Origin of the sequence: Tabrizicola soli (assembly GCF_015999335.1) — a bacterium.
In the GTDB taxonomy this organism is placed as follows: Bacteria; Pseudomonadota; Alphaproteobacteria; order Rhodobacterales; family Rhodobacteraceae; genus Tabrizicola; species Tabrizicola soli.
The window spans coordinates 108496-121205 of record NZ_JAEACP010000015.1 but is presented as its reverse complement, the minus strand read 5'-3'; the positions used below and the strand labels follow the sequence as shown (position 1 = coordinate 121205).

Here is a 12710-nt window from a genome sequence, read left to right as displayed (position 1 = left end):
CCCGCGCGGAACCGCGCCAGCCACTTGCGCACGGTTCGGAGGGAAACACCGAAAGCGGCAGCCACCTCGGCGGCCTTCTGTCCCGCGCAGAGGCGGGCGACGATCTGCTCTCGACTGTAGACGGTAAAGCGGGCACCTTGGTGCGGGTTGTTCATCCTGCGGGGTCCTCGGCTGGAGTTTGGCGATTGCAGCCTAACCCCGCGTCGGGTGAACAACCTCCTGAGAATTCACAGCTAGCGCCGCGCCGACCTTGCGTTGGTCGCCCCCTGGACCACGATCTCGCCGACCTGCTCCAGCTTGTAGTCCGACACGAAGATCGCCACGTCCACTTCCCGCGACTGCGGGGTGCTTACATCGGCCGGGCCCGTCGGCGGCAGCAGGCGGAACTCGTAGACCAGCGCGCCCTCGGTCGCGGTCTCCGCCCGCACCAGCTCGGCCGCCCACCAGCCCTGCGTCGGCGCCAGCCCCCGGGCCCGCACGATCGCGCCGCCCGGCATCGGCTCGACCGACATGCCGACCACCGTCTCGACCAAGGGCCGCGGGTCGCCCGGCTGCGCCTGAACCGCCACCGCCTCGCGCGGCTGCGACCGGCCGAACCAGTTCAGCGGGTTCAGCCGGCTCTCCCGGAACCCGCCGCAGCCCGCAAGGGTGGCGCAGAGGGTCAGCAGCAGCAGGGGGCGGGCAAGGGACATGGCGGATTTCCTGAACACTTGCCCTTGGGTAGCCGATGGAGGCGCGTTTGAAAAGCACTTCTCCGGGCTGGACCTTTGCCCCGCGCGCGCTTACCTCAGCGGCAGAGAGCGGAGCAAGCCATGGCCACCGAAGCCTTCGAGGACATCGCCGAAACCTTCGAATTCCTGGACGACTGGGAGGACCGCTATCGCCATGTCATCGAGCTGGGCAAGGCGATGCCGCCCCTGGACGACAGCTTCAAGGTCCCCGCGCTGAAGGTGCAGGGCTGCGCCAGCCAGGTCTGGCTCCGCCCGGTGATCGAGGGCGGGCGCTTCGATTTCCAGGGCGACTCGGATGCGATGATCGTCCGCGGCCTCGTCGCCGTCCTGCACGCGCTCTATTCCGGCCTGCCGCTGGCCGAGGTCGGCACGGTGGATGCGGCGGCGGAACTCGGCCGCCTCGGCCTGGACGAACACCTCTCCAGCCAGCGCTCGAACGGGCTGCGCGCCATGGTCCAGCGCATCCGCGAGGAAGCCGCTAGCCGCGCTTGACCGTCACCTCGTCGGGGTAGAAGGCCAGATGCCCCGCGATCGCCGCCACCTCCGGCTTCGGCGCCTCATAGGACCAGACCGCATCCGGCATGAGCCCCGCAGGCGTCCGCAGGGAGTAGTAACTCGCCTCCCCCTTCCACGGGCAGGTCGTCACCCGCGCCGACCGCTCCAGTATCCCCATGTCCATGTCCTCGCGCGGGACATAGACCACCGGCGGATGCCCGGCCTCGCGCAGCTCCAGCGCGCGGGCAGAGCGGCCCAGCACCGCCCCCCCGGCGCTGACCGTGACCTGTCCTTCGACCGGAACGATGGTGATATGGGCCATGGCCTCCCTCAAAGCGGCGCGCAGGCGGCCCGTAGCCAGGGAAGGGTGGCGCCCGAGACACGCGTGGCAAGCCGTTCCAGCACCCCGGCGTGATAGGCGTCCAGCCAGTCCCGCTCGTCCGGGGACAGCCGGTCCGCCCGGATCAGCCGCCGGTCGAAGGGCACCCAGGTCAGCGTCCCGAAGGCCAGCTGCGCCCGGTTGTCGCCCAGGGGCGGCGCCTCCTCGACCACGATCAGGTTCTCCAGCCGGATGCCGAATTCCCCCTCGCGGTAATAGCCCGGCTCGTTCGACAGGATCATCCCCGGCTCCAGCGGCACATCCGACAGCCGGCTGATCCGCTGCGGCCCCTCATGCACCGAGAGGAACGCCCCCACGCCATGCCCGGTCCCGTGGTCGTAATCCTGCCCCGCGACCCAGAGGTTGAACCGCGCCAGCGCATCCAGATCGCGCCCCGCCAGCCCCTTGGGAAAGCGCGCCCGGCTGAACGCCACCAGCCCCTGCAGCACGCGGGTATAGGCGGCGCGCGCCTCGTTCCCCGGATCGCCGATCGGGATGGTCCGGGTGATGTCGGTCGTCCCGTCGACATATTGCCCGCCCGAATCGACCAGCAAGAGCTCGCCCGCGCGCAGCGGTCGGTCGGTCTCGCGCGTCACCCGATAGTGGACGATCGCCCCGTTGGGCCCCGCGCCGCAGATCGTGTCGAAGCTGATGTCATGCAGCGCGTTCGTCGCGCGCCGGAAGCCCTCCAGCGCCTGGACGACGGCGATCTCGGTCAGCCCGCCGGGGGCGGTCCGGTCCAGCCAGCACAGGAACTCGGTCATCGCCGCCCCGTCGCGCAGATGCGCCTCGCGGGTCGCGGCGATCTCGGCCGGGTTCTTGCGCGCCTTGGGCAGCTTGCAGGGATCCTCGTCCCAGTGCACCTCGATCCCCGCCGCGCGCAGAAGGTCGGCGACCGCCAGCGGGGCCGAGCCCTTGTCCAGCCGCACCGGCCCGGCCAGCCGGGAAAGGGCGGCGGCGAATTCTCCCGGCGGGTGCAGCGCGACCCCGGGGCCGAGATGGTCCCGGACCGCCGCGTCGAATTTCGCCGGATCCGAGAACAGGTCCGCCCTGCCGTCGTCATGCAGGACGGCAAAGCCATGCACCACCGGGTTCTTCGGCACATCCGCGCCCCGGATGTTCAAAAGCCAGGAGATCGAGTCGGGCAGCGTGATCACCGCCGCCCGCTGACCCGCCGCGCGCAAGTCCCCTGCCAGACGGGCGCGCTTCTGGCCATGGGGCTCCCCGGCCAGCGCCTCGGGCTGGACAAAGACCCTGCCCAGGGGGGCGGCAGGCTGATCCGGCCAGATCAGATCGACCGGATTTTCCACGCATCTGGAAAGTGTTACGCCGCTGCCCTCAAGCGATCTCTCAAGTTTCCCGATCTCCTCCGCCGTGTGCAGCCAGGGATCGAAGCCCAGCCGCCCGGCGCTGAGGTTCTGCCGGATCCACTCGCCCGGCTTGACCTCGGGCCAGGGCACCGGGGTGAAGGCCGCAAGGTCCAGCTGCGCCTTCACCTGCGTCCGGTAGCGGCCGTCGATGAACACTCCCGCCGCGCCCGGCAGCACGACGCAGAACCCGGCCGAGCCGGTGAAGCCGGTCAGCCATTGCAGCCGCTCGTCCCGCGCTGCGACATATTCGCCCTGATGCGCATCCGCGCGCGGGACAAGGAAGCCGTCCAGCCCCAGCCCCGCCAGCCGCGCCCGCAGCAGGGCCAGTCGCGGCGGCCCCTGGTCGGGCGAGGCCGGGCTGTCAAAGCTCTGGAACATGCGGCTTCCTCTTGGCAAAAATACTCATTCCGCGCCATCTCGGCAGCTGCGAGGCCAGCCTAGCTCGCCCGCCGCATCCCCAGGGCCCGGGCGCGCTTCTTCGGATCGACCTCGAACAGCGCGGCCAGCTGCTCGGTCATCGCCCCCGCCAGCTGCTCGACATCGGTGATCGTGACCGCGCGCTGGTAGTAGCGCGTCACGTCATGGCCGATGCCGATCGCGATCAGCTCCACCGCGCGGCGGCGCTCGACCATGGCGATCACGTCGCGCAGGTGTTTTTCCAGGTAATTCGCGGGGTTGACGGACAAGGTTGAATCATCGACCGGCGCCCCGTCGGAAATCACCATCATGATCTTCCGCGCCTCCGGCCGGGCCAGCATCCGGCGATGCGCCCATTCCAGCGCCTCGCCGTCGATGTTCTCCTTCAGAAGCCCCTCCTTCATCATCAGCCCCAGGTTCGGCCTGACCCGCCGCCAGGGCGCATCCGCCGACTTGTAGATGATGTGGCGCAGGTCGTTCAGCCGCCCCGGCATCTGCGGCCGGCCTTGCGCCAGCCAGCGTTCGCGGCTCTGCCCGCCCTTCCAGGCCCGGGTGGTGAAGCCCAGGATCTCGACCTTGACGTTGCAGCGTTCCAGCGTCCGGGCCAGCACATCGGCACAGATCGCCGCGATCGAGATCGGCCGCCCCCGCATCGAGCCCGAGTTGTCCAGCAAGAGCGTCACCACCGTGTCGCGGAACTCGGTGTCCTTCTCCCATTTGAACGACAGCGGCATGGTCGGGTTCGCCACCACCCGCGCCAGGCGCCCGGCGTCGAGGATGCCTTCCTCCTTGTCGAACTCCCAGCTGCGGTTCTGCTGCGCCTGCAACCGGCGCTGCAGCTTGTTCGCCAACCGGCTGACCGCGCCCTTCAGCGGGTCCAACTGCTGGTCCAGATAGGCGCGCAGCCGCTCCAGCTCGGCGGGCTCGGCCAGTTCCTCGGCGCGGATTTCCTCATCGAAATCCGTGGTGTAGACGGCATAGTTCGGGTCCGCGTCGGAATGGGGCGCAGGCGGCGGCGGCTCCAGCGGGGCCTCGCCTTCCGGCAGCTCCGTCTCGTCGCCCTGTTCCATGTCGGCGCTGTCCTCCATCGTGACCTGCGCCTGGGACTGGTCCTGTTGCTCCTCCTGGCTCTCCTCGGGCGTGGCCTCGGCCTCCTCGCCCTCCTCCTGCTCCTCGCCCGAGGTATCGGGCGCGTCCTGGTCCTCCTCGGCCTGGTCCTCGCCCGCATCCTCGTCCGGCGCATCGGGGTCGTCGCCCAGCTGGTCGCCATAGCCGAGATCGGCGATCACCTTCCGCGCCAGCCGGGCAAAGGCGGCCTGGTCGGCCAGCACATGGTCGAGGTTCGCCAGCGTCTCCCCCGCCTGCTCCTCGACGAAGCCGCGCCAGAGCTCGGCCGCGTGCTCGGCCGATTTCGGCAGGGGCCGCCCGGTCGCCATCTGCCGCACCAGATAGCCCGCCGCCACCGGCAGCGGCACATCGGAGGCCTGGGTCACCTGGCCATAGCCCTTGCGGTCGGCCTCATAGGCGATCTTGGCGTCGATGTTGCCGGCCGTCCCCGGCATGGCGCGGGCGCCCACCGCCTCGCAGCGGGCGGCTTCCATCGCCTCGTAGATGTCGCGGGCCAGGGGGCCGGCCGGGGCATAGCGCGCCGCGATCCCGTCGTCGTGGTACTTGCGGCGCAGGGCGAAACTGTCCGCCGTCCCGCGCGCCAGCAGCACCTCGTCCCGGGTCATCCTCCGGCTGACCTGGGGCAGGCGGACGCCCTCCTTGTTCATGCCCGCGGGATCGACCGAATAGGTGACGGTCATCTCCGGGTCATCCGCCATGGTGCGGGTGGCCTCGGCCAGGGCTTTCTTGAACGGATCGGCGGGGTTGTCGCTGGGCTTGCTCATGTCGTCAGCCTAATCCCTCAATCGCGCGGCTGCCAGAGGCCAGATCGGCCAGAAGCGCCACATGCACATCCAGCGCGTCGATCACCCGATAGCCGGTTTCCCGCCCGTCGAAGGCCAGGTTCAGGTCCGTCCCCGCCAGCACAACCGCCTGCGCCCCCCGCTCGACCAGCCTTTGCCCCGCGTCGAGGAACCGCGCCCGCGTGGCCGCGTCGCAGCTTCCCGCAACCGCCATCTCCTGGTAGAGCTGGCCCAGCTCTTCGATCTCGTCCTCAGGCGCGATGGCGCGGGTCCGGGCAAGCTGGCCGTAAAGCTTCGTCCGCATCACCACCCGGGTGCCCAGAAGGCCCACGCAGCCGATCCCTTCGGCCGCAAAGAACGCGTCCAGCGGCGCCACCGCCGAGACGAGCGGCAGCGAGGACCGCGCCGCCGCCTCGTCATAGCAGAAATGCCCGCCCAGCGAGGTGATTGCCGCGCATTCCGCCCCCGCCGCCTTCAGCCGGTCGATCAGCCCGGCATAGACCGCCGCCTGCTCGACCCGGCGGTCGGCCAGGTTGTTCGCGATCAGCTCGTGGATGTCGGCCTGGACCAGCGTCAGCTCCAGCCGCTTCCCCCGCGCCGCCATCGCCGCGCAGAGCCTCTGGTAATAGACCACCGTCGCCGCGGGGCCGATGCCGCCGATCAGACCGATATGCATGAAGACCCCCCGTCAGAGCCCCGACTTAACCACCCCCGGCGGCAGGCGGCAAGTCGCCGCCGTGCGTCCCCGCACAGAACCGGCGCGGGTTTGGGGAGTTTGCATCCCGCCCCCCGGTGCCGGATAGTGGGGCAGAGATTTTCCAACTTCCAAGGAACCGACCATGGCCAATCCGAAGATCGCGATCATTGTCTCCTCGACCCGCCCGACCCGTTTCGCCGACATCCCCACCGCCTGGATCAGGGCCCAGGCCGAGGCCCGCGGCGACATGGATGTCGAGGTCGTGGACCTGCGCGACTACCCGATGCCCTTCTTCGACGAAGTCGCCTCGAACGCCTGGGCCCCGACGCAGGACCCGACCGCACAGAAGTGGCAGAAGAAGATCGCCGAGTTCGACGGCTATGTCTTCGTCCTGGCGGAATACAACCGCTCGCTCCCCGGCGTGCTGAAGAACGCGCTGGACCAGGCCTATGTCGAATGGGCGAGGAAGCCCTTCGGCGCGGTCTCCTACGGCTCGATGGGCGGGGCGAATTCGCTCGGCCACCTGCAGAACATCGGCGTCGAGCTGCAGATGGCCCCGGTGCGCAACAACGTCCGCATCGGCGGCGGCGACTTCTTCAAGGTGCATCCGGGCTTCGGCGGCTCGGGCAACCTGTCCGACGTCGAGGCCTCGATCCTGCCCTCTGCCAAGGCGCTGCTGGACGACATCCTCTGGTGGGCCAAGGCGACGAAGGCCGCGCGCTGAGGCATCCGGCCCGGCGCAGCCCGCACCGGCCCCGAACCCAAAAGGCGCGGCATCCCACCGGACCGCCGCGCCTTTTCTTTGCCGGGATTATGGAGGCGGGTACCGGAATCGAACCGGTCTTCACGGATTTGCAATCCGCTGCGTAACCTCTCCGCCAACCCGCCGCCGGAGGTGGGGAGGGGATAGCGGATCAGAGCCGGGGCCGCAAGGGGCAGATGTGGCCATGGGTTGCCCCCGATCGCCGTGGCGCACTGCCTGTCTCAATAGCCCGTCATCTCCAGATAGCCCCGGCCGGGGTGGCTGCCGGTGACCCGCACCGGCCCCTCCCAATAGGGCACCGAGACCGCCATCCAGGCCGCCGGGTTCAGCGCGCGCAGGGTGACGTCCAGCCCCCGCGCCTCCAGCCGCAGGCGCCAGGCCACCGGCACCGCGCGCCCCGCGACCTCGGCGCGTTCCAGGGCCTCGGCCCGCAGGGCGCCGGGGGCCAGCGGATGCGGCGTGCCGTCCGGGTCGATCCAGGTGCCCGAGGCGAACCCCGCCCCGCCGTCGCGCAGCACGAAGCCCATCAGCTTGCCGCCGCCGTCGAAGGAGAGCGAGAACCAGTCCCAGCCGGTCTGATCCGCCGCCAGGGGCTGCGAGGACCATTCCCGGTCCAGCCAGGCATTGCCGGCGACCGCCACCGCGCCCTCGGGCAGATCCAGCCGGCCCGTCACCCGGTAGAAGGGCTGCGAATAATAGTGGCTTGCCTGCCCGCCGGCGGATTTCACCGAATAGCCGTGCTCACCCTGCAGCACCAGCGGCCCCTCGGCCACGAGGTCCAGCGCATAGCCGAAATCCCCGCCCTTCGCCGTCAGCGCCAGCCGCGCCAGCGCATCCTCGCCCGGCGCGGCGGTCGAGAGCATCCGCCAGTCGTCGATCCAGGCCCGGAAGCCGCCCTCCGGCGTCACCCCGGCCTGGCCGACCCCGCCGCGCGCCAGCCGTTCGGCGACGTGATGCGCCTCGGGCGTGGTCACCGCCGCATGGCCCATCCAGAGCTGCGGGCTCTGCCAGCCCTCGCCCCCGCCGGCGGCCAGCGCGCTGCGGAACAGCGTCCATTGCGCGCCCATCTCCGTGCCGTCCGCTGCGGTCAGGTTCGCGGTCAGGTACCACCATTCGATGCGGAAGCCGGGATGCGGCAGGTGGTCGGCGGGGAACTCCAGCACCGTGGCGGGATCGGGCAGGGCGAAGTCTCCGGCCGGGGCGCCCATCTCGGCGAAACCTTGCGCGGCGGCAGGAGCGGACAGGATCAGGAACAGCAGGCAAGCCCTAGCGTTCATTGGCGAAAACCCTCAGCATCGCGGCGGGCGTGGTCCGCGCCAGCCGCAGCGCCGGCAGCGCGCCCGCGACCAGCGCGGCGGCGAGCGCGGCAAGGACCAGCACCAGCCAGTCGCCGGGAAAGACCCGCATCGGCAGGCGCCAGCCGAAGGCCTCGACGTTCACCACCGCCAGCAGCACCCAGGCCAGCGCCAGCCCCAGCGGCAGCGCCAGAAGCGCGGTCAGCGCGGCAAGCACCAGCGTCCGCAGCAGGTCCAGCCGCGCCAGCCTTCCCCTTGTCAGCCCCATGGCCCAGACCGGGGCGAGTTGCGGCAGGCGCAGGCCCGCCAGCGTCAGCAGGCTGGCCAGCATCGCCAGCCCCGCCACCCCAAGCGTCAGCGCGTTCAGCGCCGCCGTGACCGCGAAGGTGCGCTCGAAGACCTGCAGCGAGAAGCCCTTGATCCCGGCCTGATCCACCACCGCCTCCTCGCCCAGGCCGAAGCGCGCGCGCAAATCGGCCGCCAGCCGCTCCACCTCGTCCGCGGGGAGCCGCAGGGCGAAACGCAGCTCGGCGACATCGGGATAGCGCGCGCGGAACGCGGTCAGGCCCAGGATCACCTGCGGCGAGGGATTGCCGTAGTCGGAATAGACCCCGACCACCGGCAAGATCCCTCCGGGCAGGTCCACTTCATCCCCCAGGGCAAGCCCCTGCCGCCGTGCCATCTGTTCGTTGACCAGCAGGCCCCCGCCGTCGCGGACCCGGTCCCAGACCTCCGGACTTGCCGACAGAAGCGGCCAGTTCTCGCGGTAGGTCGCGTGGTCGACCAGGCCGTAGACGCTGCCGGGCTGGCCGCCAAACTCCTGTTCCACCTCGACGATCGGCAGGATCGCCGCCACGCGCGGCTGAAGCCAGTCCCGCATCGCCCGGGCCGTCGCGGGATCGGGCGCGGTGAGGTAAAGCTCCGAGGCCAGGCGCTGGTCCAGCCAGCCGGTGAAGGTCGCGCGAAAGCTTGCGACCATCGTCCCCACCCCCACATTCGCCGCCACCGCAAGCAGAAGCGCCATCAGCGCCAGCGACAGGCCGGGAAGCTGCTGGCGGGTGTCGGCCCAGAACCACTCGGCCAGTATGGACCTCGCGCCGCGTCCCGCCAGCGCCAGCAGCCCGGCCAGAACCGCCGGCAGCAGCAGCGCCGCCCCGAGCAGAAGCCCCGCCAGCACCGCGAACCCGGCCCAGAGCCCGGAGCCAAGCCCAAGCGCCAGCCCCGCCATCCCCCACAGCCCCAGCCCCGCGACCGCCTGCGCCGCCCGCGCCCGCGCATTCGCCCGCCCCCAGGCGCGCGGCTGCGCGCTGGCGAGGATCGGCAGCCGCCAGACCTGCCAGAGCCCCCCCGCCGCCGCGACCAGCGTGCCGGCCAGCGCCATGCCGATCCCGGCCGCTCCCCACTCGGCCCTGAGCTCCAGCCCGCCCGGCACCGGCGCGCCGTAAAGCCCGCCCAGCGTCGCCGCCACGTCCGGCAGCAGCGCCGCCGCCACCGCATAGCCCAGCACCACTCCCGCCACCCCCGCGACCAGCGCCAGCGCCAGAAGTTCCAGCAGCACCAGCCCCGCCAGCCCCCGGGCCGAGACGCCCAGCGAGCGCAGGGTGCGGAACACCGGCCGGCGCTGCTCGAAGGCGAGGCCGACGGCGGAATGGGTGATGAAGATGCCGACGGCAAAGGCGAGGAAGCCGAAGGCGGTCAGGTTCAGGTGGAAACTGTCGGTCAGCCGGGCCAGCCCGTCCTCCGGCGCGGGTTTCTGCAACCGCAGGTCCGGGGGGACCGGACCGGGCAGGGGGCGCGCGGGATCGAGGATCAGCGCGCTGATCTCGCCCCGCCGGTCCAGAAGCCGCTCGGCCAGGCCGATGTCGGCCAGCACCGTGCCGGGCGGTATCCCGTCCGAGGCCAGAAGCTCCAGCCCGGCAAGCGCCTCGGCGCCCAAGGTCTCGGGATGCACCAGCGCCACCTCCCCGGCCAGAAGCGCCCCGGCTTCGGCCAGTGCCGGCAGGCCGCTGACCGCCGCCTCGCGCGGCAGGGTCAGGGGCTCGATCCCCAGCACCCGCAGCCCGCCCGCCCGACCCTCCAGCACCGGCGAGACCGGCCAGCCGGCCCGGCGCAGCTCGGCATAGCGGGCAACGGTCAACGGCCCGACCAGCCGGTCCAGCCGGTCCTGCCCCAGGACCGAGGCCGCCCGCGCATAGGCCGCCCGCGCCTCGGCATTGATCGCCTGCACCCCGGACCAGAGCGCGGTGGCGAGCGCGAGGCCCAGCAGCAGCAGTGCCAGTTGCAGGGGATGCCGCCGCCAATGCGACAGAAGGGCGGAAAGCGCCGTCATGCCAGCCTTCCTGCGCGCAGGTGGAGCCGCCGGTCCAGCCGCGCCGCCAGCCGCTCGGAATGGGTGACCATCAGCAGCGCCGCCCCGGTTTCCGCCACCAGCCCCAGCATCAGCCCCAGCACCGCCGCGCCCGTCGCCTCGTCCAGGTTGCCGGTCGGCTCGTCGGCCAGGATCAGCCCCGGCCGTCCCGCAAGCGCCCGGCCGATGGCGACGCGCTGCTGCTGGCCGCCGGAAAGCTCGTCCGGGTAGCGCCGCTCTAGCCCCTCAAGGCCAAGCGACCCGGTCAGTTCCGCCGTCCAGTCCGGGTCGTGGCGCCCCGCGAGCCGGGCCTGGAACGCCAGGTTCGCCGCCACCGTCAGCGAGGGGATCAGATTGAACTGCTGGAACACGATCCCGATCCGGTCGCGGCGCAGGCGCGCCAGCCCGGCGTCGTCCAGCCCCGCCAGCGGCGTGCCCGCCAGCGTGATCCCGCCCTGGTCCGGCCGGTCGAGCGCCGCCGCCAGATGCAGAAGCGTGGATTTGCCGCTGCCCGACTCGCCGGTCAGGGCCAGGCTTTCGCCCGCGGCAAGGCCAAGGCTCACCCCGCTCAGCACCGGCACCGGCCCCTCGGCCGTGGGATAGGACTTGTGGATGTCGTCGACGACCAGCACCTCGGCCCCTCGCATTGCGCCGCGCCACGATCTAGCATCCTTGCGCCAGTCTCAACCCGCCTGCCGGGGCGCGGGCGGCAGGCTGGCTATAGCGGCGGGCCGGCTCTGGTCCTAAGCGGGCCGGGCGCGATCCCCGATACTGTCGCGCGAATGCGATCTGGAAAGGAAGCGGCCATGGAAGGCTTTGCAGGCATGAACGACATCGGCGCCGTGGTCGAGGCCGACCGCGCCCATGTCTGGCACCATCTCTCGCAGCACAAGCAGTACGAGACCGTCGATCCCCGCGTCATTGTCGAGGGCAAGGGGATGCGGGTCTGGGACGCCAAGGGCAAGGAACATATCGACGCCGTCTCGGGCGGGGTCTGGACGGTCAACGTCGGCTACGGCCGTGAATCCATTGCCAATGTCGTGCGCGACCAGCTGATCCGGATGAACTATTTCGCCGGTGCCGCGGGGTCGGTGCCCGGCGCGCTCTTCTCGAAGAAGCTGATCGAGAAGATGCCGGGCATGTCCCGCGTCTACTATTCGAACTCGGGGTCCGAGGCGAACGAGAAGGTCTACAAGATGGTGCGCCAGATCGCGCACCGGCACCACGGCGGCAGGAAATGGAAGATCCTGTATCGCGACCGCGATTACCACGGCACCACCATCGCCGCCCTGGCCAGCGCCGGGCAGGACGAGCGGGCGAAGATGTATGGCCCCTTCCCCGAAGGCTTCGTCCGCGTGCCGCATTGCCTGGAATACCGGGCGCAATGGGACGTTCCGAACTACGGCGAACGCGCCGCCGACGCCATCGAGGAGGTGATCCTGCGCGAAGGCCCCGATACCGTGGGCTGCCTGATCCTGGAACCCGTCACCGCGGGCGGCGGGGTGATCGTGCCCCCGAACGGCTATTGGGAGCGGGTGCAGGAGATCTGCCGCAAATACGACATCCTCCTCGCCATCGACGAGGTCGTCTGCGGCGTGGGCCGCACCGGCACCTGGTTCGGCTACCAGCATTACGGCATCGAGCCCGATTTCGTGACCATGGCCAAGGGCGTCGCCTCCGGCTATGCCGCGATCAGCTGCACCGTCACGACCGAGCGCGTCTTCGACATGTTCAAGGACGACCCGAACGATCCGATGAGCTATTTCCGCGACATCTCCACCTTCGGCGGCTGCACCTCCGGCCCCGCCGCGGCGCTGGAGAACATGCGGATCATCGAGGACGAGGGGCTTCTGGCCAATACCGTGGCGATGGGCGACTACTGCCTCGGAAACCTCCAGACGCTGATGGAGAAGCACAAGGTCATCGGCGACGTCCGCGGCAAGGGCCTGTTCCTCGGCGCCGAACTGGTGGCCGACCGTGGCACCAAGGAGCCCGCCGACGAGAAGAAGGTCGCCGCCGTGGTCGCCGACTGCAACGCGCAGGGCGTGATCATCGGCATGACCAACCGCTCGATTCCGGGGCTGAACAACACGCTGTGCCTGTCGCCCGCGCTGATCGCGACCAAGGACGACATCGACCAGATCACCGGAGCCATCGACGGCGCCCTGACGCGGGTGTTCGGCTAGGTCTTTCGGGCGGGAAGGGTGTCCGGGGACGGCGCCCTTCCCGCGACCGCGGCGGTGGGGGGGGGGGGGGGGGCCCCCCCCCCCCCCCCGCCGGGCGACAACCACCCACCACACACCACC

The 12710-nt window shown here is 70.8% G+C and carries 12 protein-coding genes and 1 tRNA gene; 3 read left to right on the top strand and 10 right to left on the bottom strand.

Annotated features, from left to right (window positions below; translation table 11 throughout):
* Together I7S92_RS23505 and I7S92_RS15115 are read right to left on the bottom strand one after the other, a co-directional pair.
* The coding region (locus tag I7S92_RS23505; protein ID WP_197645826.1) for a helix-turn-helix domain-containing protein at positions 1-155 on the bottom strand (155 nt) is incomplete at its 3' end.
* 78 nt (positions 156-233) lie between these two features.
* On the bottom strand, positions 234-692 hold the full coding sequence (locus I7S92_RS15115) for a hypothetical protein (RefSeq protein ID WP_242070226.1): 459 nt from the start codon (positions 690-692) through the stop codon (positions 234-236).
* A 120-nt stretch (positions 693-812) separates the two neighbouring features.
* Here I7S92_RS15115 and I7S92_RS15110 point away from each other — a divergent pair, with 120 nt between their 5' ends.
* Positions 813-1223, top strand: a complete 411-nt coding sequence (locus tag I7S92_RS15110) for a SufE family protein (protein WP_197645824.1) — start codon at positions 813-815, stop codon at positions 1221-1223.
* Here I7S92_RS15110 and I7S92_RS15105 read toward each other — a convergent pair.
* Genes I7S92_RS15105 through I7S92_RS15090 form a run of 4 tightly spaced genes read right to left on the bottom strand, consistent with a single transcriptional unit; the run spans position 1210 to position 5978 of the window.
* Positions 1210-1548: a DUF427 domain-containing protein gene (locus I7S92_RS15105; protein WP_197645822.1), complete on the bottom strand. Its 339-nt coding sequence runs from the start codon at positions 1546-1548 to the stop codon at positions 1210-1212. The genes I7S92_RS15110 and I7S92_RS15105 overlap by 14 nt on opposite strands.
* 8 nt (positions 1549-1556) lie before the next feature.
* The gene (locus I7S92_RS15100; RefSeq protein ID WP_197645820.1) at positions 1557-3353 is read right to left on the bottom strand and encodes an aminopeptidase P family protein; all 1797 of its coding nucleotides are present in this window, start codon (positions 3351-3353) and stop codon (positions 1557-1559) included.
* A gap of 59 nt (positions 3354-3412) precedes the next feature.
* Complete coding sequence (cobT, locus tag I7S92_RS15095) at positions 3413-5284, bottom strand: cobaltochelatase subunit CobT (protein ID WP_197645818.1); 1872 nt, start codon at positions 5282-5284, stop codon at positions 3413-3415.
* Between the two features lie 4 nt (positions 5285-5288).
* Positions 5289-5978: an aspartate/glutamate racemase family protein gene (locus I7S92_RS15090; RefSeq protein ID WP_197645808.1), complete on the bottom strand. Its 690-nt coding sequence runs from the start codon at positions 5976-5978 to the stop codon at positions 5289-5291.
* A gap of 163 nt (positions 5979-6141) precedes the next feature.
* Here I7S92_RS15090 and I7S92_RS15085 point away from each other — a divergent pair, with 163 nt between their 5' ends.
* Positions 6142-6723, top strand: coding sequence for an NADPH-dependent FMN reductase (locus tag I7S92_RS15085; RefSeq protein ID WP_197645806.1), 582 nt, complete (start codon positions 6142-6144; stop codon positions 6721-6723).
* Between the two features lie 90 nt (positions 6724-6813).
* Here I7S92_RS15085 and I7S92_RS15080 read toward each other — a convergent pair.
* From I7S92_RS15080 to I7S92_RS15065, 4 genes are all read right to left on the bottom strand, one after another.
* Positions 6814-6887 (bottom strand) — tRNA-Cys (locus I7S92_RS15080).
* A gap of 96 nt (positions 6888-6983) precedes the next feature.
* Positions 6984-7970, bottom strand: coding sequence for a lipocalin-like domain-containing protein (locus tag I7S92_RS23605; RefSeq protein ID WP_494337053.1), 987 nt, complete (start codon positions 7968-7970; stop codon positions 6984-6986).
* A 58-nt stretch (positions 7971-8028) separates the two neighbouring features.
* Positions 8029-10386 (bottom strand): FtsX-like permease family protein, encoded by a 2358-nt coding sequence (locus I7S92_RS15070; RefSeq protein ID WP_197645802.1) that lies wholly within the window; start codon positions 10384-10386, stop codon positions 8029-8031.
* The gene (locus I7S92_RS15065) at positions 10383-11051 is read right to left on the bottom strand and encodes an ABC transporter ATP-binding protein (protein WP_197645800.1); all 669 of its coding nucleotides are present in this window, start codon (positions 11049-11051) and stop codon (positions 10383-10385) included. Before I7S92_RS15065 ends, I7S92_RS15070 begins: the two co-directional genes overlap by 4 nt.
* A 159-nt stretch (positions 11052-11210) precedes the next feature.
* On the opposite strand from I7S92_RS15065, the gene tpa reads away from it, so the two are divergent.
* The gene (tpa, locus tag I7S92_RS15060) at positions 11211-12590 is read left to right on the top strand and encodes a hypotaurine--pyruvate aminotransferase Tpa (RefSeq protein ID WP_197645798.1); all 1380 of its coding nucleotides are present in this window, start codon (positions 11211-11213) and stop codon (positions 12588-12590) included.
* Positions 12591-12710 lie beyond the last annotated feature (120 nt).